This is a genomic window from Sphingomonas limnosediminicola, assembly GCF_039537965.1.
In the GTDB taxonomy this organism is placed as follows: domain Bacteria; phylum Pseudomonadota; class Alphaproteobacteria; order Sphingomonadales; family Sphingomonadaceae; genus Sphingomicrobium; species Sphingomicrobium limnosediminicola.
Map to the genome: position 1 here is coordinate 1,255,424 of NZ_BAABBM010000001.1, position 21,730 is coordinate 1,277,153.

Sequence of the window (21,730 nt, forward strand, 5' to 3'; positions counted from 1 at the left end):
CAGTGTCGGGCGCATGGACGCGTTGATCGTCTTCTGGAGCCACGCGCTCGCAGCGATCCTGTTCGCGGCACTGCTCATCTGGCGTCTCGGCGAGGCGTCGCGCCAACCAGGTCAGCGCCTGCTGCTCGCCGCTTTGGCGATGACCGCATGCTGGGCGTGGCTTGCGGCCGTCATCCCGGACGACCCGCTGGTCGGCTTCGCGGAAAGCGCCCGCAATTTCATCTGGGTTGGCCTTCTCTACAGCCTTTCGAACGCCAGCGACGAACGCCAGAAGGGCGTCCACCTCGTCTACGCGGCGGTCGCGGCGGCGATCGGGATGCAAGTCATCGCGGACGTCGTTGGCCTTGCCGTAACGAGGGCGGTCGTCGCTGAAACGAGCCTCATCCTCCGCATCACGACCGCGGCTGGCGCCCTTGTCCTCGTCCACAACCTCTACGGCCAAGCTGCGCCATCGAGCCGCTTTGCACTACGTTCGGCGATGCTCGCGCTAGCGCTGATCTGGATCTACGACCTCAATCTCTACACGGTTCAATATCTCGGCGCGTCCACCAGCAGCCTGCTGGCAAAGTTCCGCGGCGTCGCCGTCGCGCTGACCGCGCCCCTGTTCCTGCTCGGCACGCGCAACGAAGAGGGCTGGCGTTTCCATCTGTCGCGAGCGGCGACGTTCCAGTCGCTCTCGCTGCTCGCGATCTGCGCCTATTTCGCGCTGATGGCGATCGTTGCGACCGCCCTGCGCGGGTCGGGCGTCGACTGGTCGGCAACGCTGATGATCGCGGTGCTCGCCATCATGACCGTCAGCGCCATGGTCCTGCTGCCCAGCGCGAGGGCGCGCGGCTGGGTCAAGGTCAAGCTCGCCAAGCATCTGTTCGAACATCGTTATGATTACCGTACCGAGTGGCTCCGCTTCACCGAGACGCTCGGCCGATCCGGGCAGGACGCCGCCCCGCTTGGCGAGCGCATCGTCAAGGCGTTCGCTGATATCGCCGACTCACCGGGGGGCCTGTTGCTCGTCGCCGAGGGAGCTCGCGGCACGGCAATTGCGGCGACCTGGAACTGGCCCGCCGCCAATCCGCCCGCCGACCAGCTTCGCAACAGCGCCGACTTCTGGAACGCTGTCGAAGCACGCGGCCGCATTATAGAGCTGCAGGCGTTGCGCGACGGCTGGGCCAGCCCCCGGGACAGCGTCGACGTCCCGGCCTGCCTGCTCGACGAGCCGCAGGCGTGGGTCATCGTCCCGCTGGTCCACCTCGACCGCCTGATCGGCGCTGTCGTCCTTGCCGGACCGGAATATCGCCGCCCGCTCGATTGGGAAGATTTCGACCTTCTCCGCACCGCCGGCAACCAGGCCGCCAGCTCACTCGCCGAAGCGCAAAGCCAGGATGCACTCGCCGATGCGCAGCGGTTCGACGAGTTCAACCGCCGCTTCGCGTTCATCCTCCATGACATCAAAAATTTGGTCAGCCAGCTCTCGCTCGTCGCGCGCAACGCCGAACGCCACGCCGACAATCCGGAATTCCGCGCCGACATGGTGGCGACGCTCAAGAGCTCCGTCGGCAAGATGAATGACCTGCTGATGCGGCTCGCGCCGCACTCGCCATCCCGCGTTCAGCGAGTGAGTGTTGAGCCGCTCCGGCCGATCCTTGCCGCGGCCATCGCCACCAAGCGCGGCGAGCGCGAAGTGCAGCTGCTCGGCGACGCGGGCCGTCGCGCGCTGGTCGATGCGATGGCGCTCGAGCAGGCCGTGGGGCACCTTATTCAGAATGCTCTGGATGCCAGCAGCGGCACAGCGGTCATCGTTCGTGTCAGCGGCAATGAAAGCACCATCCATATCGCCATTACCGACAAGGGCGTGGGCATGGACGGCGACTTCATCCGCAATCGCCTGTTCCAGCCGTTCGTGTCGACCAAGGCCGGCGGCTTCGGCATCGGCGCGTTCGAAGCCCGCTCGCTCATCGCGGCGATGGGCGGACGCATCAGCGTCGACAGCCGCCCGGGTCACGGAACCACCTTCACCATCAGCTTGCCTGCCGCCGATCAGGCCAGCGAACCCTTACGGAAAAGCGCATGACCGACCAGTCCGAACCCAAAGTCCTGCTCGTCGTCGAAGATGACGAGGGCCTGCAGCGCCAGCTCAAATGGGCTTACGAAGGCTATCAGGTCGTCTGTGCTAGAGACCGCCAGAGCGCGATCGAAGCCCTGCGCGCGTACGAGCCCGCCGTCGTCACGCTTGACCTCGGCCTCCCGCCCGACCCGGACGGCACCACCGAAGGCTTCGCAACGCTGGAGGAGATTCTCCGCCTGAAACCCGACACAAAGGTCATCGTCGCCACTGGCCACGGCGCCCGCGAAAGCGCTCTGAAGGCGATCGGCATGGGCGCCTACGACTTCTACAAGAAACCCGTCGACATCGACGATCTCGGGATGATCGTCGCGCGCGCGTTTCACCTGCACGAGATTGAGGAAGAGAACCGGCGGCTCGACAACGGATCGACGGGCACCGTGCTGGGTTCCATCGTCACCGCGGCGCCGGAGATGATGAAAGTCGCAAAGACCATCGAGCGCGTCGCCACGGCGGACGTCTCCGTCATGCTGCTCGGCGCCAGCGGCACCGGCAAGGAGCTGCTCGCTCGCGCCGTGCACGAGAAGAGCGGTCGCAAGGGCGAATTCATCGCCATCAACTGCGCCGCCATCCCCGAGAACCTGCTCGAAGCCGAGCTGTTCGGCTACGAGCGCGGTGCCTTCACCGGCGCGGTCAAGTCGAACATCGGCAAGATCGAGATGGCCGAGGGCGGCACGCTTTTCCTCGACGAGGTCGGCGACATCCCTCTCCCGCTACAGGTCAAGCTCCTACGCTTCCTTCAGGAACGCGTCATCGAACGCATCGGCGGACGCCAGCAGATCGCGGTCGACACGCGCATCGTCTGCGCGACGCACCAGAACCTCGACGCGATGACGGCCGACGGCCGTTTCCGCGAGGACCTCTATTACCGTCTCGCCGAGATCGTCGTGAAAATCCCCTCGCTTGCCGAGCGGTCAGGAGACGCGGTCCTGCTTGCCCGTCACTTCGTGAATCGCTTCAGCCGCGAGCTAAACCCCAGCGTGCACTCGCTTTCGCCCGACGGCCTGGCAGCGATCGACGTCTATCCATGGCCGGGCAATGTCCGCGAGCTGGAGAACCGCCTCAAGCGCGCGGTCATCATGGCGGACGGCAAGAGCATCACCGCCGCCGACCTCGACCTGTCCGGACGCGCCGAGCACGAACCGCTGCCGATCAACCTTCGCGCCGCGCGCGAGGTCGCCGACCGCAAGGCGATCCGCCAGGCAATGAGCCGCACCGACAACAATATCTCCGGCGCTGCCAAGCTGCTCGGCGTCAGCCGGCCGACGCTCTACGACCTGCTCAAGCAATATAGTCTGCAGGCATAAGCGCGACTTTCGACGAACGGATTTGCGCCTGCGCGGCGCGGCGCTAACCTCCCGGGTCTTTTGAACCCGGGGGGAAATCATGGATCGCCGCACATTCCTTGCCACCAGCGCCACCATCGCGCTGCTGCCGTTTGCGCAGTCGCCTTTGTTCGCTACTGTCGCTGCGCCGGCCGGGCCCGGGGACGCCAAGCTCAATGCCCTCTTCGATGAAATCTTCAAGCGGCAGGTCACCGACTCCCCGCCCTTCGCAACAGCGCTCGGGCTCGACACCGGCCCCAATGCCAAGCTTCGCGCGACTTTCGACATGCGGCCGCCAAATGTGCAGCGTGAAGCGAACGCCAAGCGCGACCGCGGCTTCCTTGCGGCGGTGAAGGCGATTGACCCGAAGACGCTGTCGCGGACCGCTGCGCTGAACCGCGAGATCGTGATCTACGACCTCGAAACTTCGCTGGAATCCTGGGAGAAGTTCAAGATCGACAGCGTCCAGGGGCCGTACATTATCTCGCAGCAGAGCGGCTCATACTTCTCGATCCCCGACTTCCTGAACAGCACCCACCCGATCGACAATGCGAGCGACGCCGAAGCCTATATCTCGCGCTTGTCGCAGTTCGGGCCGCTGCTCGACATGGAGACGCAGGACCAGAAGGAAATGGCCGCACGCGGTTTCCTCGCACCGGGCTGGTCGCTCGACCTCGCGCTCGGCCAGATGGAAGCGCTGCGTAAGCCGGCTGCCGCCGAAAGCACGATGGTCAAGTCGATCGCTGACCGCACCAAGGCAAAGAACATCCCCGGCGACTGGGCGGCACGCGCGACCAAGATCGTCGACACCAGCGTCTATCCGGCGCTCGACCGCCAGATAGCCGCGATCCGCGCGCTTCGCCCGACGACCAAGCCCGGCGACGGCGCGACCCGCCTTCCGAACGGCGCAGCGATCTACGCCGCCGCACTTGCCCAGGCGACGACCAGCAGCATGACGCCGGATGAGGTGCACAAGCTCGGGCTCTCGCAAGTCGCGGAATATACCGCCGCGCTCGACGGCATCCTCAAGCAGGCCGGCTTCGCGCAGGGCACGGTCGGCGAGCGTCTGTCCGCGCTCAATGCTTCCCCGGCGCAGCTTTACGCGAACACCGACGCCGGCCGCGCCGAGCTGCTCGCCAGCCTCAACGCCAATGTGAAGGAAATGACGGCAAGGCTGCCGCAGGCGTTCGCGACGCTTCCTGGCCAGCCGCTCGAAATCCGCGCGGTGCCGAAGGAGATCCAGGACGGCGCGCCCAACGGCTATTACCGCAGCGCGACGCTCGATGGCTCGCGCCCGGCGATCTACTTCATCAACCTCAAGTCGACGTCCGACTGGCCGAAATATTCGCTCCCCTCGCTCACCTATCACGAGGGCGTTCCTGGCCACCATTTGCAGATCAGCCTGGCGCAGGAATCCAAGGACATCCCAATGCTGCGCAAGATCAGCTTCTATTCGTCCTACATCGAGGGCTGGGCGCTTTATTCGGAGCAGCTCGCGGACGAGATTGGGGGCTACAGTGGGATCGAAAAGGGCGGCTACCTGCAATCCTTCCTGTTCCGCTCGGCGCGCCTGGTTGTCGACACTGGCCTCAATTCCAAGGGTTGGACCCGCGAACAGGCGATCGACTACATGACCAAGACCACTGGCTTCCCGCGCCCGCGTGTGCAGCGCGAGGTCGAGCGTTACTGCGTCTCGATCGGCCAGGCCTGCAGCTACAAGGTCGGCCACCTCGCCTGGCTTCGCGCCCGTGAGAAGGCGAAGTCGATCCTCGGTCCCAAGTTCGACATCAAGCAGTTCCACGAAGTGCTCAAGGATGGCTCCATGCCGCTCACCATCCTCGAGCGCCGCGTGGAGGAACGCGCCCGCGCCCAGCTCGCCTGATAACAGCGCTGCCGACGAACGGCGGTCTCGCTTCGACGAACGTGTTTGCGGCCTGACGATGCGGCGCTAACTTGCCGCCTCTTTTCCGCACATCATGGGATTCGTCGATGGACCGCCGCTCCTTCCTCGCCACCAGCGCGACCGTTGCCCTTCTTCCACTGACTGAAGCGCCGGCGCTCGCCGCCGCGACGGGCAGCGGAGACGCGAAGATCAACGCGATCTTCGAGAACATTTTCCAGGAGCGCGTCCGCAACAACCCGGGCCTTGCCTCGTCACTCGGCCTCGACAAAGGCCCGAGCTCGGCGCTGAAGTCGAAGCTCGATACTCGCCCTGCCCCAGTCGCGCGCGCCCAGGACCTGGCTCGCAACCGCCGCGCGATCGCCGAAGTGGAGGCGATCTCGCCCACCACGCTGTCCGACGCGTCCAAGCTTAACCGCGAGGTCGTCCTTTACTCGCTCGAAACGGCCACGCAGGCGGCGTCGCGCTGGGACATCGATTCGGCACAGCGGCCCTATCCGATCACGCAGCAGGGCGGCGCCTACTTCCAGATCCCGGACTTCCTGAACACGGCGCACACGATCGCCAACGCTGCGGACGCGGAGGCTTATCTCTCGCGCCTCGACCAGTTCGCGACCGTGCTGGACAACGACACCGCTTCGCAGCGCGCGCAGGCAGCCCGCGGCTTTCTCGCACCAGCCTGGTCGATCGACCTCGCGCTCGGCCAGATGCGCAAGCTGCGAAACGTGCCCGCCGGCGATAACACGATGGTGAAGTCGCTCGTTAAGCGCACTGCGGACAAGGGCGTTGCCGGCGACTGGCAGGCACGCGCAGCGGGGATCGTCGAGAAAAGCGTCTATCCCGCGCTCGATCGCCAGATCACGGCGATGGAGCAATTGAAGCCCACCAGCCGTCCGGGGGACGGCGCCTGGCGCCTGACCAACGGCGATGCAATCTATGCCGAGGCGCTCCGCCAAGCCACCACGACGACTTTCTCGCCGGCTGAAGTTCATCAGATGGGCCTTAGCCAGGTCGCGGAAATCAGCGCCGAACTCGACAAGATCCTCAAGACCCAGGGCTATTCTCAGGGCACCGTCGGCGAGCGCCTCAACGCGCTAAACAAGACGCCGGCCCAGCTCTACGCCGACAGCGATGCCGGGCGCGGCGAGCTGCTCGCTTATCTGAACACGGTCGTAAAGGACATGTACGGCCGCTTGCCGAAAGCCTTTGCGACCCTTCCCAACCAACCGCTCGAGATCCGCCGCGTGCCGCCGGAAATCCAGGACGGTGCGTCCAACGGCTACTACAATCGCGCGGCGCTCGATGGCTCGCGTCCTGCGATCTATTTCATCAATCTCAAGGACGTCGGCGACTGGCCGAAATATTCGCTGCCGACGCTCTGCTATCACGAGGGCGTCCCTGGCCATCACCTGCAGATCAGCATCGCGCAGGAATCGAAGGACATCCCGACACTCCGGAAGCTGGGCCAGTTTTCCGCTTATTCCGAAGGCTGGGCGCTATACGCGGAGCAGGTTGCCGATGAGCTTGGCGTCTATGCTAACGACCCGCTTGGCCGCGCAGGGTATCTCCAGTCTTTCCTGTTCCGCGCAGCGCGTCTGGTCGTCGACACCGGCCTCCACACCAAGCGCTGGAGCCGCGAGCAGGCGACCGATTACATGGTCAAAACGACCGGCTACGCGCGCCCCCGCTCGCAGCGCGAGGTGGAGCGTTACTGCACAATGATCGGCCAGGCCTGTAGCTACAAGGTCGGCCACACTGCCTGGACCCGCGCCCGCGCCGAAGCGCAGCAGAAGCTCGGCGCCAAGTTCGACATCAAGCAGTTTCATGAAATCCTGCGCGAAGGAGCGATGCCGCTCAGCATCCTCGAACGCCGCATCCGCGAGCGCACGCTTACCGCTTAAGCCGCGCAGTGCTGCATGGCACTCTCGCACCGGTTAAACGCCGGGGCGGTCCTAACCTATGTTGGCGGCTTCAAATTTCAGGAAGCATAAAGCAATTGGTCTGTTAATATGCAGGCTTCGCAGCCGGGGGGCTGCGTTGGTCCAACCTGGGTGGGGGGAGAAAATCCACACGGAGACGTAAGCGTGAACATCCAGGCCCAGCGGGACTTTATCGATCGCCGCCAGCTCGTCACCGCACTCCGTGCGTTGCGCCGTGGCGACTTCAGTGTGCGCCTTCCCGAAGAAGTCGACGGGATCGACGGCGAAATTGCGACTTTGTTCAACGAAGTCGTTGGCATGAACGAAGCCATCACGCAGGAATTCGAACGTCTCTCCAAGGTTGTCGGCAAGGAAGGCAAGATCACGCAGCGCGCTCGCGTCCGTGGCGCCAGCGGCGGATGGGACAGCAAGCTTCGCGCCGTCAACGAACTGATCGACGACATGGTCCAGCCGACCGCGGAAGTCTCCCGCGTCATCGGCGCCGTCGCCAAGGGCGACCTTTCCCAATCAATGGCCGTCGAAATCGACGGGCGCGCGCTCCGCGGCGAGTTCCTGCGCATCGGCAAGGTGGTGAACACCATGGTCGACCAGCTCAACGGCTTCGCGTCGGAAGTGACGCGCGTCGCCCGTGAGGTCGGCACCGAAGGCAAGCTCGGCGGTCAGGCGAAGGTGAAGGGCGTTGCCGGCACCTGGAAGGACCTCACCGACAATGTGAACGCCATGGCGACGAACTTGACCAGCCAAGTGCGCAACATCGCCGAGGTGACCACCGCCGTGGCGCGTGGCGACCTTTCGAAGAAGATCACCGTCGAGGTTAAGGGCGAAATCCTCGAGCTCAAGAACACTATCAACGTCATGGTCGATCAGCTCAACGGCTTCGCGTCCGAAGTGACGCGCGTCGCCCGCGAAGTCGGCACCGAGGGTAAGCTCGGCGGACAGGCGCAGGTGCTCGGCGTCGCCGGTACGTGGAAGGACCTTACCGACAACGTGAACCTCATGGCCGAAAATCTTACCGGCCAGGTGCGCAACATCGCCGAAGTGACCACGGCCGTCGCCCGCGGCGACTTGTCGAAGAAGATCACCGTCGACGTGAAGGGCGAGATTCTCGAGCTCAAGAACACCATCAATACCATGGTGGACCAGCTCAACGGCTTCGCATCGGAAGTGACGCGCGTTGCGCGCGAAGTGGGTACCGAAGGCAAGCTCGGCGGACAGGCGCGCGTGGAAGGTGTCGCCGGCACGTGGAAGGACCTCACCGACAACGTGAACCTCATGGCCGAAAATCTTACCGGCCAGGTGCGTAACATCGCCGAAGTGACCACGGCCGTCGCCCGCGGCGACTTGTCGAAGAAAATTACCGTCGACGTGCGCGGCGAAATCCTGGAGCTGAAGGACACCATCAACACGATGGTCGATCAGCTGAACTCCTTCGCTTCCGAAGTGACGCGCGTCGCCCGCGAAGTGGGCTCGGAAGGCAAGCTCGGCGGTCAGGCGCAGGTCCCGGGCGTGGGCGGAACCTGGGCCGACTTGACCGACAACGTGAACCTGATGGCCGACAACCTTACCGGCCAGGTGCGCAACATCGCGGAAGTGACGACCGCCGTCGCCAAGGGCGACTTGTCCAAGAAGATCACCGTCGACGTGAAGGGCGAAATCCTCGAGCTCAAGAACACCATCAATACCATGGTGGACCAGCTCAACGCATTCGCGGGCGAAGTTACCCGCGTGGCGCGCGAAGTCGGCACCGAAGGAAAGCTGGGCGGACAGGCGCAAGTCGAAGGCGTCGCCGGCACATGGGCCGACCTGACCGACAATGTGAACCTGATGGCCGGCAATTTGACGGGCCAGGTTCGCAACATCGCCGAGGTGACGACCGCCGTTGCCCGCGGCGACTTGTCGAAGAAGATCACCGTCGACGTGAAGGGCGAGATCCTCGAGCTCAAGAACACCATCAACGTCATGGTGGACCAGCTCAACGGCTTTGCGTCCGAAGTGACGCGCGTTGCGCGCGAGGTCGGCACCGAAGGCAAGCTCGGCGGGCAGGCGCAGGTGCCGGGCGTCGGCGGTACGTGGAAGGACCTTACCGACAACGTGAACGCCATGGCGGCGAACCTGACGGGTCAGGTGCGCAACATCGCCGAGGTGACGACCGCGGTGGCTTCGGGCGACTTGTCCAAGAAGATCACCGTCGACGTAAAGGGCGAAATCCTCGAGCTGAAGAACACCATCAATACCATGGTCGATCAGCTCAACGCCTTCGCCGGCGAGGTCACCCGCGTGGCCCGCGAAGTGGGTACGGAAGGAAAGCTCGGCGGCCAGGCGCAGGTGCGTGGCGTCGCCGGCACCTGGAAGGACCTCACCGACAACGTGAACCTAATGGCCGCGAACCTCACCGGCCAGGTCCGCAACATCGCCGACGTGACCACCGCCGTGGCGCGAGGCGACCTTTCGAAGAAGATCACGGTGGACGTGAAGGGCGAAATCCTCGCCCTCAAAAACACGATCAACACCATGGTCGACCAGCTCAACGCTTTCGCCGGCGAGGTGACGCGCGTTGCGCGCGAAGTCGGTACCGACGGCAAGCTCGGTGGCCAGGCGGCCGTCCCGGGCGTCGGTGGTACGTGGAAGGACCTTACCGACAACGTCAACGTTATGGCCACCAACCTGACCAACCAGGTCCGCGGTATCGCCGAAGTCGTGACCGCGGTGGCGCAGGGTAACCTCAAGCGGAAGCTGACCGTGGACGCGAAAGGCGAAATCGCCGCTCTCGCCGACACGATCAACTTCATGATCGATACGCTTTCGACCTTCGGCGACCAGGTCACGAACATGGCCCGAGAAGTCGGCATCGAAGGCAAGCTCGGCGGCCAGGCCCGCGTTCCGGGCGCCGCAGGCCTGTGGCGCGATCTCACCGATAACGTGAACCAGCTTGCCGCAAACCTCACCAACCAGGTTCGCTCGATCGCCGAGGTGGCGACAGCCGTGACCAAGGGCGACCTTACCCGCTCCATCGCCGTGCAGGCAGCGGGCGAAATGGCCGCCCTCAAGGACACGATCAACGAGATGATCGGCAACCTGAAGGACCAGACGCTGAAGAATGCGGAGCAGGATTGGCTCAAGACCAACCTCGCCCGCTTCAGCCGCATGCTTCAGGGCGAGCGCGATCTCGCGACCGTTTCCAACCTCATCATGTCGGAGCTCGCGCCGCTGGTGAACGCGCAATATGGCGTCTTCTACGTCACCAAGCGCGAGGAAGATGAAACCAAGCTCGAGCTCGTCGCCAGCTATGGCGCCGAAACGCCGGAGCAGCTGAAGCAGGAATTCCACCTTCGCGAAGGCTTGATCGGGCAAGCGGCGGCGGATCGCCGGCCGATCCTTCTGAAGGACGTGCCGCCCGACTTCATCCGCATTGGCTCGGGCCTCGGCCACGCCAAGCCGGCCAACGTCAACATTCTGCCGGCCCTCTTCGAAGACGAAGTGAAGGCGGTCATCGAGCTCGCATCGTTCAGCGAGTTCAACGAGACCCACCAGAGCTTCCTCGATCAGCTGATGGAATCGGTCGGCATCGTGCTCAACACGATCGCTGCGACCATGCGCACGGAGGGCCTGCTTACGCAATCGCAGCTCCTCACCCAGGAACTTCAGGCGCGCCAGACCGAACTGACCCGCAAGCAGCAGGAGCTTCACGCTACCAACGAGGAGCTTCAGGAGAAAGCGCAGCTTCTCGAGAATGAGAAGAAGCAGGTCGAAGCGAAGAATATCGAAATCGAAATGGCGCGTCGCGCAGTCGAGGAAAAGGCCGAGCAGCTCGCGCTCACGTCCAAGTACAAGTCCGAGTTCCTCGCGAACATGTCGCACGAGCTCCGGACCCCGCTCAACTCGCTCCTCATCCTGTCGAAGCTCCTCGCCGACAATGCGCAGGGCAACCTTAACGAGAAGCAGGTCGAATTCTCGCGCACGATCAACTCGGCCGGTTCCGACCTTCTCAATCTCATCAACGACATCCTCGACCTGTCGAAAATCGAATCCGGTACGGTGACGATCGAGGTCGGCGAGATGCCGATGCAGCACCTGAAGCAGCACATGGAGCGGACCTTCCGCCAGCTCGCGGCCGATAAGGAACTCGACTTCAACGTCAAGTTCGATGCCAAGCTGCCGCAGACGATCCGCACCGACGAAAAGAGGCTTCAGCAGATCGTGCTCAACCTCCTTTCGAACGCGTTCAAGTTCACCTCGAAGGGGGGAGTCACTCTCAACGTCCGCTGTGCGACAAGCGGCTGGAGCCCGACGCACCCCGTGCTCCGGAAGGGTGACCGCGCGATCGAGATCGCCGTGACCGACACAGGCATCGGCATCCCCGAAGACAAGCAGAAGCTGATCTTCGAAGCGTTCCAGCAGGCCGATGGCACGACCAGCCGCAAATATGGCGGCACTGGCCTCGGCCTCTCGATCAGCCGCGAAATCGCGCGCCTGCTGGGCGGTGAGCTGCAGGTCCGGTCGAAGCCGGGCGAAGGCTCGACCTTCACGCTCTATGTCCCGCTTCAGGCCGAAGCGAGCGCCGCAACCGCCGCGATCGGAGCCCCTGCTCGCTACGACAATAGCGGCGCGCTGGTTCCGACCGCTTTGCCCACAAGCTTCGAGGTCACGGACGACCGCGACGATCTGGGGAAGGAGCCGTTCGTGCTGATCGTCGAGGACGACCCGACCTTCGCGTCGATCCTCCTCGATGCCGCACACGAGGCGGGCATGAAGGGCGTCGTCTCTACCGCCGGCGCAGGCACGCTCAACATGGCGCGCAAACTTCAGCCGACCGCGATTACGCTCGACCTAGGTCTCGCCGATATCGACGGCTTCGTGCTGCTCGACCTGTTGAAGCACGACGCACAGACAGACCACGTGCCAATCCACGTCATATCCGGTGCCGACCGCAGCAAGTCGGTTATCGGCATGGGTGCGTTCGGCGTGACCGACAAACCCGCCGAGCGCGCGGACCTTGTCCGCGTCTTCACCGAACTCCGGGAACATGCGGAATCGCAGAAGCCGAAGCGCAAGGCCAAGGCCGCGGGAAGCCAGTCTGTACGACAGATTCCGGAGCTCGCGGGCGCCAAAGTGCTCATCGTGGACGACGACATCCGCAACATCTTCTCGCTCACAAGCGTTTTGGAGAGCCACGACGTGGAAGTTCTCCATGCGGAGCGGGGAAAGGACGGGATCCTGATTCTGGAACAGACGCCGGGCGTCGATGTCGCCCTGATCGACATCATGATGCCGGAAATGGACGGCTATGAGACGATGCAGGAGATCCGCAAGCGGCCCGGGCTTGCCGATTTGCCGCTGATCGCCGTGACCGCCAAGGCCATGAAGGGTGATCGCCAGAAGTGCCTCGACGCAGGCGCTTCGGACTATATCGCCAAGCCGGTCGACATCGAGCTCCTCCTGGCGCTGCTCCGCGTATGGGTCGCGCGCTCGCGTGAAGCTGCCACGCCGTCCATACCGCTGGAGGCCGCAGAGTAAGAGTGGCGAAGTCCATCGAAGACTTGCCGGTGCAGGCTTTTAGCGAGCCTGAGAGGTCCGACGGCGCTCCCGCGCAGCGGCCTTGCGTGCTTCTTGTCGACGACGACGAGCGTAACCTGCTCGCGGTCCAGAGCATCCTTGAAGACCTCGGCGATGTCGTCACGGCGCGATCCGGCGAGGAGGCCCTTCGGCACCTCCTGAAGGGCGAGTTCGCGGTCATCCTGCTCGACGTCTACATGCCCGGCATGGACGGCTATGAAACCGCCCAGATCATCCGCAGTCGCGACCAGACCAAGGGCATCCCCATCGTGTTCCTGTCGGCGGTGAACAAGGAAGCCGAGCACCTTCTGCGCGGCTATGCGATGGGTGCCGTCGACTATGTGTTCAAGCCGGTCGACCCGATCGTCCTTCGCTCGAAGGTCTCGGTCTTCGTCGACCTCTTCGCCAAGACCAAGGAAATCGAGCGAAAGGCCCGGCAGGAGCAGGCCCTTCTCGACGCCAACCTCCGCGCCAACGCCGAGCTCCTCCGCGCGGAACAGGAGCTTCGCCGCGCCGAGCAGCGCCAGGCGGCCATCATTCAGTCGCTGCCGATGGTGCTCTATCTCGATCCTTACGGCGCGAGCCAGCGGCGGCCGACGTACGTCAGCGGCGACTTCGAAGCGATCACCGGCTTCCGGCTCGAGGATATTGCCGAAGACTCCACGATGTGGAGCGATCGCTTGCATCCCGATGACCGCGAACGGGTCCTTGCGGCGATGGCGGCGCGCCGCAACACCGGCCGCTCCTCAATCGAATATCGCTGGCAGACGGCTGACGGCACCTACAAGCATTTCCTCGATCAGGCAGTACTGCTTCGCGACGCCGATGGCCGGCCGGTCGAGTTCGCTGGGACGCTCACCGACATTTCAGAGCAGCGCTCGCTCGAAAACCAGCTCGCCCACGCGCAGAAGATGGACGCGATCGGCAAGCTCACCGGCGGCATCGCGCACGACTTCAACAACTTGCTGGCTGCGGTGATCGGCGGGCTTGGGCTGCTCGACAAACGCGCGCCGCTTAGTGACGAGCATCGCAAAATCCTAGGCATGACCAAGCGCGCCGCCGAGCAGGGCAGCGAACTGGTCCGCCGCCTCCTGGCCTTTGCGCGCCGGCAGCAGCTTGAGCCGCAGCCGATCGACCTCGCGGCTCTTCAGGAGGCGGTCCTCGACCTGCTGACGCACACGCTGGGCGGACTAGTCCAGATCGAATGGCGTGCCGAAGGCGATGTCTGGCATGCCTTCGCCGACCAAGCGCAGCTGGAACTCGCCTTGGTCAATCTCATCATCAACGCCCGCGACGCGATGCCGAGCGGCGGCACGATCACCGTCACGGTAGAGAACAAGCAGCTTCCGTCGACGAACTGGGCCGAAATACCAGCGGGCGATTATGTGCTGATCTCGATCGCCGATACCGGCACGGGCATTTCACCGGACCATCTCGACAAGGTGCTGGAGCCCTTCTTCACGACCAAGGAAGTCGGCAAGGGCAGCGGCCTCGGCCTCAGCATGGTCTACGGTTTCGCCAAGCAGTCCAACGGCGCTTTCCGCCTGTCCAGCGAGATGGGCCGCGGTACCAACGCCGAGCTCTGGTTGCCCCGCGCGCCAGAGGCCGAGGCGGGCTTAGACATTGCGCCGGCCCAAGAACTGACACGCAAGCCGGTTCCCAAGCTTCGTATCCTCCTGATCGACGATCACGCGGAAGTACGCAGCACGACGGCGGCGGTGCTCGCCGACTTTGGGCACGAAGTGGTCGAAGCGGCGAATGGCGCCGATGCGCTGAAGATGCTGAAGGGCGGCGACTGCGAATACGACCTCATCATCAGCGACTATGCGATGCCGCATTTGTCGGGCACCGAGTTCCTGCGCGAAGCGCGTCACATCTGCCCAGACGTCGCCGCAATGATCATTACCGGTTATGCCGAAACCGACACCATGACCGGCAAGCCGGACGGCGTCGAAATCCTGCTCAAGCCATTCACCCCCAGCATGCTTGAAACGAGCCTTTCACGCCTGTGCGCGTCCGCAGGTGTCGCCGGTTAACCACAGTTCCGCGCAATGAGCGATCCGTGCCTCGAAATAGGTGAGCCGAGAAACCTGATCCCGATCGATGGGTTTAAACGCCGTTCTTTACTCGCAACTGCTTGAGAATATCGTGACTACTGAACCTAAGCCTGAAACCAACATCGAAGAAGTCAGCTCGCAACTCCGCGGCGGTCTGGAAACTTGCCGGTCGGTGATCGACAATTATCGGACCTTGCTCACGCAGGCCGAAGCGCCAGAGACTCCGGACAACGACGAGGGCGACGGCGACTTGATCGAGGCAAGACGCTAGCTCGCCAGCGCTTCCGCCAGCTCTGCAACTTCCAGCCAGCGATACTCCGCGGCCTCGATCTCCGCGCGGTTTCGCGCGATGCGTTCGGTCAACTCGGCAAAGCGCATCGGGTCGCGCTTGTAGAGATCCGGGTCCGACAACGACGCTTCGTCGGCGGCCACTTCCGATTGCAGGCGCTCGATCTCACCGGGCAGGCGATCGAGGTCGCGCTGATCCTTGTATGACAGCTTCTTGCTGTTCGACGCGGTACGCGAGGCCGGCGCCGCCTTCGCTCTGCCCTGTCCGCTTGCCCTCCCCGGTGCGCGAGCTACCTCGTACTTCTTCTTTATCCAATCCTCGTAGCCGCCGGCGACAACATCGACCTTGCCCGACCCGTCGAGGCCGAGCGTGATCGTCACCGTCCGGTCGAGGAAGTCGCGGTCGTGGCTGACGATCAGGACCGTCCCGTCATAATCCGCGATCACTTCCTGAAGCAGGTCGAGCGTTTCGAGGTCGAGGTCGTTGGTCGGCTCGTCGAGGACGAGAAGGTTGGCGTGACGCGCGAATTCCCGCGCCAGCAGCAGGCGCGACCGCTCGCCGCCCGACAATGACCCGATCGGCGCGTCGGCGATCGCCGGATCGAACAAAAACTCCTTCAGATACCCCTTGATGTGCTTCTTCAACCCGCGAACCTCGATCCAGTCGCCGCCGTTGGCGAGCACGTCCTTCACGCGCCGCTGCGGCTCCATCAGCTTGCGCTGCTGGTCGATGACGATGCCGCTGAGCGTCTTCGCCAGCCTGACGCTGCCGGTGTCGGGCTGAAGCTCGCCGGTCAGGAGCTTGAGCAAGGTCGTCTTGCCTGCCCCGTTGGGGCCGACGACGCCAATGCGGTCACCGCGCTGCACGCGCAGCGTGAAGTCGCGGATGATCTGCCGGTCACCGAAGGCCTTGCCGACATGCTCGGCGTCGATAACCGTCTTCGAGCGGACGTCGTCCTTCGCCAGCGCTAGCTTTGCGGTACCTGCCGTCCCAAGCATTGCGGCACGTTGGGCGCGCATTTCGTGAAGCTTTGCCAGCCTTCCCTGGTTGCGTCGCCGGCGCGCCGTGACTCCGCGCTGCAGCCAGTGCAATTCCAACTTCAGCTTCGCGTCCAGCTTTTCCGCCGCACGCGCTTCTTCCTCGTAGACGCGTTCGGTCCACGCATCGAAGCCGCCGAACCCGATTTCGGCACGGCGGAGTTCGCCGCGGTCGAGCCAGATGCAACTTCGGGTCAATCGAGTCAGAAACGTCCGGTCGTGGCTGATGACGATGAAAGCGCCATTGAAGCGCTTCAGCCATTCCTCCAGCCATTCGATAGCTCCAAGGTCGAGATGGTTGGTCGGCTCATCGAGAAGCAGCACGTCGGGGTTTTGCGCCAAGGCCCCGGCAATCGCTGCGCGGCGCCGCTCGCCGCCGCTCGCCGTCGCGGTCGGACGCGACAGATCGATGCCCAATTGGTCCGCGATCGCTGCCGCCTCATGCGCTTCCGGCGCGTTCGGCCCATGCAAGACCCAATCGAGCAAGGTCGCATGCGCCCCCATCGGCGGGTCCTGCTCGAGCAGCACGACGTGCGTGCCCGGCACGACCGTCCTTTTGCCCTCGTCGGTGTCGATCATGTCCGCGAGGCACTTGAGCAAGGTCGTCTTGCCCGCCCCGTTGCGGCCGATCAGCGCTAGCCGGTCCCGCTCCCCGACATAAAGGTCGAGGTTCCGGAACAGCCAGCCTTCGCCCTGGATAAGGCCTAGGTCTTCATAGGATAAAATCGGCGCCGCCACGGCGAGCCACCTAGGGGAGGAGAGCGCTTTGCCCAAGAGGGATGCTGTGGCTTTGCGGCCACGGACTGTGACCCTGAACGGCACTGTGCACGGCTATTCATAGGCTATTCAATGCAAGCCGTTAAAAGAGGCGCCTCACAGAGTCGCGTTTATGACCATGTACCGAACCCTTCTCGCCGCGGCTTTCGCCGTTGGCCTCTTCGGCGCCCCCGCGCTGGCCGACCCGCCGCGCGATGCGGACCGGGCGTTCCAGGCGATTCGCCAGGGCCGCTCGATGCCGCTGCCGCAGCTTGAACGCCGCGTAATCCCCTTCATGGGCGGCGCCGACTATCTCGGCCCTGAACTGAATGGCGATGCTTACCGCTTCAAGTTCATGCAGAACGGCCGCGTCATCTGGGTCGATGTCGACGGCCAGGGCCGCATCATCCGCCGCTCGCGCGACCGGTAACGCTAGCCGCTTTCGATTGACTTTTGCTCGTCGGCTCCCAGTTGTTCCGGATAAGCAACTTCTCGCCGCAACACGGGTTGACGGCGAAGATGAACAAGTCCGGGGAGACGGAATGCGCGTTCTAATCGTTGAAGACGAACCCAATCTCGGGCGGCAGCTCCGCTCGACGCTGGAGGGCGCCGGATACGCCGTTGACCTCGCGACGGACGGCGAAGACGGCCATTACCTTGGCTCCACGGAAAATTACGACGCTGTGATTCTCGACCTCGGCCTGCCCGAGGTGGACGGTCTCACGGTGCTCGACCGCTGGCGCAAGGAAGCGCGCAAGATGCCGGTTCTCGTGCTGACCGCGCGCGACAGCTGGTCGGACAAGGTCGCCGGCCTCGATGCCGGCGCCGACGACTATCTCGCCAAGCCGTTCCAGACCGAAGAGCTGATCGCCCGCCTGCGCGCACTGATCCGCCGTTCGTCGGGCAATGCATCGAGCGAGCTCGTTGCCGGCGACATTCGCCTCGACACCCGCTCCGGCAAGGTCACCAAGGACGGCGAGCCGGTGAAGCTCACCGCGCAAGAATACAAGTTGCTGAGCTATCTCATGCACCACAAGGGCAAGGTGGTCAGCCGCACCGAGCTGATCGAGCATATCTACGACCAGGATTTCGACCGCGATTCGAACACGATCGAAGTGTTCGTCACCCGTATCCGCAAGAAGCTCGGCCCCGACGTCATCACCACGATCCGCGGACTCGGCTATTCGCTGGAGGAACCGGTTAGTTGAACGTTGATGCCCCCGCGGCTCCCGCCGCGGCGGCGGACGAGCATGCCAATTCGGCGAGTGTGAAAACGCCGACCCGCATCGGCTCGCTGACGCGGCGCATGATCGGCGTCGCGGCCTTTTGGATCGCGGCGCTTCTGTTGATCGGTGGTTTCGGCGCGGACCGCGTTCTTACGCGCTCCATCGTCGACAGCTTCGACAACCAGCTTACATTCGTCCTCAACTCGATGATCGCCTCGTCGGAAATCGGGCCCGACGGCGAGGTGCGGTTCAGCCGCGCACCGGCCGACCAGCGCTTCGTCGAACCTTATTCCGGCCTCTACTTCCAGATCAGCGGGGCGGGTGCCGACACCTTCCCATCGCGCTCGCTGTGGGACCGGCGCCTTCGCGTGGTCGATGCGCATGCCGACCTTAGGCCGCATCTCTACGACAGCGGTGAGTTCGGTAACGACGAACCGCTTCGGATTGCCGAGCGTGACGCGACGCTTCCCGGCTCGAAGATCCGCTGGCGCTACCAGGTTGCGCAGTCGCGCCAGACCATCAACGAACAGATCCGCAAGCTCCGGCTGACGCTCTTCTGGAGCTTCCTGGCGCTGGGCGTCGGGTTGCTCGTGCTCGCCGCGCTTCAAACCATCTACGGCTTGTGGCCGCTCCGCCGCGTGCGGCGCGAGGTGTCATCGATTCGCTCGGGCAAGATGACGCGCCTCGGCCTCGATTTCCCATCGGAAATTCGTCCACTCACCGAAGAGATTAACCAGCTCCTCGCGCACAGTGAGGAGCAGGCCGAGGAAGCGCGCCGCCACGCCGGCAACCTCGCCCATGCGCTGAAGACGCCGCTCACCGTCATCACCAACGCCGCGACCGCGCGCGCACCCGATCTATCCGACACTGTCTGCCGTGAAGCGCTCGTCATGCGCCGCCAGGTCGACCACCACCTCGCCCGCGCCCGCGCCATCGGCCGCCGCACTTCCGCGCAAGCGCGCGCCCGCGTCTGGGACAGCCTTCAGGCCGTTCAGCGCGCACTCGATCGTCTCTATGAGAATGTCACTGTCGACATCGCTGGCAGCCAAGACGCGATGGTTCGCGTCGAGCGGCAGGATCTCGACGAAATGCTCGGCAACCTCGTCGAGAATGCCGCCAAATATGGCGGCGGACGTGTGTTCGTCACCGTCGAGCCGAAGGGCGAGATGGTCGATGTTCTCGTCGAGGACGACGGGAAGGGCATCCCCGACAGCGAACGCGAAGCTCTGTTCGCGCGCGGCGCGCGGCTCGACACCGGCAAGCCCGGCACGGGCCTTGGTCTCGCCATCGTCCGCGACGTCGCGCGCATCTACGGCGGCGGCATCCAGCTCGAGGAAAGCGAGGACCTGGGCGGCCTTCTCGCCAGGCTCACCCTGCCCTCCGGCTAGTCCGGCCGCCGCTTCGTCGAATGCCGTTTTGACTCGCAAAATCGAAGCGGTGCATGGAAGCGCCGCTTTCCCGGAGGGATTATCGCATGAAGTTCAAGGTCTTGGCGCTCGCCGCCGCCAGCATCCTCGCCATTGCGCCGTCCGGCGCCGGCGCCGCCAAGCCGGTCTATGGCACCTGGGGGTACGACGCGACCGCGATGGACGCGGGCGTGAAGCCCGGCGACGACTTCTTCGATTATGTGAACGGCAGCTGGTTCAAGCGCACGGAGATCGCCGCCGACCGCACGTTCGCCGGCATCGATTCCGTCCTCAACGATCAGATCGAAAAGGACGTCCGCGCGATCGTCGAGGACATGGCCAAAGATCCGTCCGCCAACGGCAGGCTCGGACAGCAGATCGGCGACCTCTACAACAGCTGGATGGACGAGGCGCGGGTCGAGCAGCTCGGCACCGCGCCGCTCAAGCCCTATCTCGCGAAGATCGACGCCGCGAAGACGCGCGGCGACCTCGTCGAACTGTTCGCTTCGCCTGGCTACGATTCGCCGATCGGCATTGCCATCTTCGCCGACCTCAAGGACCCGACACGCTACTCGGTCTATGCCGGCCAAGACGGCCTTGGTATGCCGAACCGCGACTATTACCTGCTCAAGGGCGAGAAATACGATGCCTACCGCAAGGCCTACCGCAATTACCTGATCGAGCTCCAGACGCTGGCCGGCATCAGTCAGCCGGAAGCGCGCGCTGACCGCATCATCGCGCTCGAAACCGCAATCGCGAAGATCCACTGGACGCCCGAGCAGCAGCGCGACGTCGAGAAGGTCTACAACCCGATGACCCGCGCGCAGCTGCGCACGTTCGCGCCGCAGATCGATTGGGATCGCGCGCTCAACCGGCTCGGGATCGGCAAGGTCAACAAGGTCGTCGTCGGGGAAAAGAGCGCCGTGCAGGCGGAAGCCAAGTTGTTCGCATCGACGCCGCTACAGACTTGGAAGGACTGGACCGCCGTCCATTTCATCAGCGGGAACGCGCAATATCTGCCCAAGGCGTTCGACGATGCGAAGTTCAACTTCTACTCGAAGACGCTGCGCGACGTGCCGGAGCAGCGCGCCCGCTGGAAGCGCGGCGTCGATATGGTCGACAATGCTCTCGGCGAAGGCGTCGGCCAGATCTACGTCCAGCGCCATTACCCACCGGAAAGCGACCGGCAGATGAAGGAGCTCATCGGCAACATCCTCGCCGCGCTCAAGGAGAAGATCGAGACGAACAGCTGGATGGACGCGCCGACCAAGGCGCGCGCGCTGGAGAAGCTCGCCAGTTTCGATCCGCGCATCGGCCATCCGGTGAAGTACATCGATTATTCGACGCTGGAGGTGAAGCGCGGCGACCTCCTCGGGAACGCAATCCGCTCGAGCGATTTCAATTGGAAGCTCGACGTGTCGCGCTATCCCAAGCCGGTCGACCGCGCGCTGTGGGGCATGCTGCCGCAGACCAACAACGCCTACTACGACCCGACACAGAACCAGATCACCTTCCCTGCGGCGATCCTGCAGCCCCCGTACTTCGATCCAAGGGCCGATGCCGCATCGAACTACGGCAGCATCGGCGCGACGATCGGGCACGAGATCGGCCACGGCTTCGACGATCAGGGCCGCAAGTTCGACGCCAAGGGCCGGCTCGCTGACTGGTGGACCCCGGCGACGGCCAAGCTCTACACCGCACACGCCGATACGCTCGTCAGCCAATACGACAGCTACGAACCGATTCCCGGCGTGCACATCAAGGGCCAGCTTACGCTCGGCGAAAATCTCGGCGACCTCGGCGGACTCGAGGTGGCCTACGCCGCCTACCGCAAATATGTCGCGCAGCACGGCGAACCGCCGGTGATCGACGGCCTGACCGGCGACCAGCGCTTTTTCATCGCCTACGGCTACAGCTGGGAAACCAAGCAACGCGAAGGCGCCCTTCGCGCCCAGCTTCTCACCAACGAGCACAGCCCCGCCAAGTATCGCGTCAACGGCGTCGTCCGGAACATCGACGCCTGGTACAAGGCGTTCAACGTGCAGCCGGGTGACAAGATGTACCTGCCGCCCGAAAAGCGCGTCCGCGTCTGGTAGCCGACATAAGTCGCGGGGCGGCGGAA

At 64.1% G+C, this 21,730-nt stretch carries 12 protein-coding genes; 11 read left to right on the forward strand and 1 reads right to left on the reverse strand.

Features of this window, described 5'->3' with window-relative positions; all coding sequences use genetic code 11:
* The first annotated feature begins 13 nt into the window (after positions 1 to 13).
* From prsK to ABD704_RS06420, 7 genes are all read left to right on the forward strand, one after another.
* Positions 14 to 2,068 carry an XrtA/PEP-CTERM system histidine kinase PrsK gene (gene prsK / locus ABD704_RS06390; RefSeq protein ID WP_344698841.1) on the forward strand — a complete coding sequence of 685 codons (2,055 nt, stop codon included), beginning with the start codon at positions 14 to 16 and terminating at the stop codon, positions 2,066 to 2,068.
* Positions 2,065 to 3,426 carry a PEP-CTERM-box response regulator transcription factor gene (gene prsR, locus ABD704_RS06395; protein WP_344698842.1) on the forward strand — a complete coding sequence of 454 codons (1,362 nt, stop codon included), beginning with the start codon at positions 2,065 to 2,067 and terminating at the stop codon, positions 3,424 to 3,426. Before prsK ends, prsR begins: the two co-directional genes overlap by 4 nt.
* A 79-nt stretch (positions 3,427 to 3,505) precedes the next feature.
* Positions 3,506 to 5,326, forward strand: a complete 1,821-nt coding sequence (locus tag ABD704_RS06400; protein ID WP_344698843.1) for a DUF885 domain-containing protein — start codon at positions 3,506 to 3,508, stop codon at positions 5,324 to 5,326.
* Positions 5,327 to 5,433: 107 nt separating this feature from the next.
* Positions 5,434 to 7,245 carry a DUF885 domain-containing protein gene (locus ABD704_RS06405; RefSeq protein WP_344698844.1) on the forward strand — a complete coding sequence of 604 codons (1,812 nt, stop codon included), beginning with the start codon at positions 5,434 to 5,436 and terminating at the stop codon, positions 7,243 to 7,245.
* A 183-nt stretch (positions 7,246 to 7,428) separates the two neighbouring features.
* A complete protein-coding gene (locus tag ABD704_RS06410) occupies positions 7,429 to 12,798 on the forward strand; it encodes a HAMP domain-containing protein (protein ID WP_344698845.1) in 5,370 nt (1,789 codons plus the stop codon).
* Positions 12,799 to 12,800: 2 nt separating this feature from the next.
* Positions 12,801 to 14,873, forward strand: coding sequence for a response regulator (locus ABD704_RS06415; RefSeq protein ID WP_344698846.1), 2,073 nt, complete (start codon positions 12,801 to 12,803; stop codon positions 14,871 to 14,873).
* Positions 14,874 to 14,940: 67 nt separating this feature from the next.
* Positions 14,941 to 15,165 (forward strand): hypothetical protein, encoded by a 225-nt coding sequence (locus tag ABD704_RS06420; protein ID WP_344698847.1) that lies wholly within the window; start codon positions 14,941 to 14,943, stop codon positions 15,163 to 15,165.
* Here ABD704_RS06420 and ABD704_RS06425 read toward each other — a convergent pair.
* The gene (locus ABD704_RS06425) at positions 15,162 to 16,958 is read right to left on the reverse strand and encodes an ABC-F family ATP-binding cassette domain-containing protein (RefSeq protein WP_344698848.1); all 1,797 of its coding nucleotides are present in this window, start codon (positions 16,956 to 16,958) and stop codon (positions 15,162 to 15,164) included. The genes ABD704_RS06420 and ABD704_RS06425 overlap by 4 nt on opposite strands.
* A 157-nt stretch (positions 16,959 to 17,115) precedes the next feature.
* Here ABD704_RS06425 and ABD704_RS06430 point away from each other — a divergent pair, with 157 nt between their 5' ends.
* The 4 genes from ABD704_RS06430 to ABD704_RS06445 all read left to right on the forward strand — a co-directional run bounded on the left by ABD704_RS06430 (position 17,116) and on the right by ABD704_RS06445 (position 21,704).
* Positions 17,116 to 17,406: a hypothetical protein gene (locus ABD704_RS06430; RefSeq protein WP_344698849.1), complete on the forward strand. Its 291-nt coding sequence runs from the start codon at positions 17,116 to 17,118 to the stop codon at positions 17,404 to 17,406.
* A 112-nt stretch (positions 17,407 to 17,518) separates the two neighbouring features.
* Positions 17,519 to 18,184 carry a response regulator transcription factor gene (locus ABD704_RS06435; protein WP_344698850.1) on the forward strand — a complete coding sequence of 222 codons (666 nt, stop codon included), beginning with the start codon at positions 17,519 to 17,521 and terminating at the stop codon, positions 18,182 to 18,184.
* Positions 18,185 to 18,282: 98 nt separating this feature from the next.
* Positions 18,283 to 19,590, forward strand: coding sequence for a sensor histidine kinase (locus ABD704_RS06440; RefSeq protein ID WP_344700505.1), 1,308 nt, complete (start codon positions 18,283 to 18,285; stop codon positions 19,588 to 19,590).
* Positions 19,591 to 19,676: 86 nt separating this feature from the next.
* Positions 19,677 to 21,704, forward strand: a complete 2,028-nt coding sequence (locus tag ABD704_RS06445) for a M13 family metallopeptidase (protein ID WP_344698851.1) — start codon at positions 19,677 to 19,679, stop codon at positions 21,702 to 21,704.
* The last annotated feature ends 26 nt before the right edge of the window (positions 21,705 to 21,730 follow it).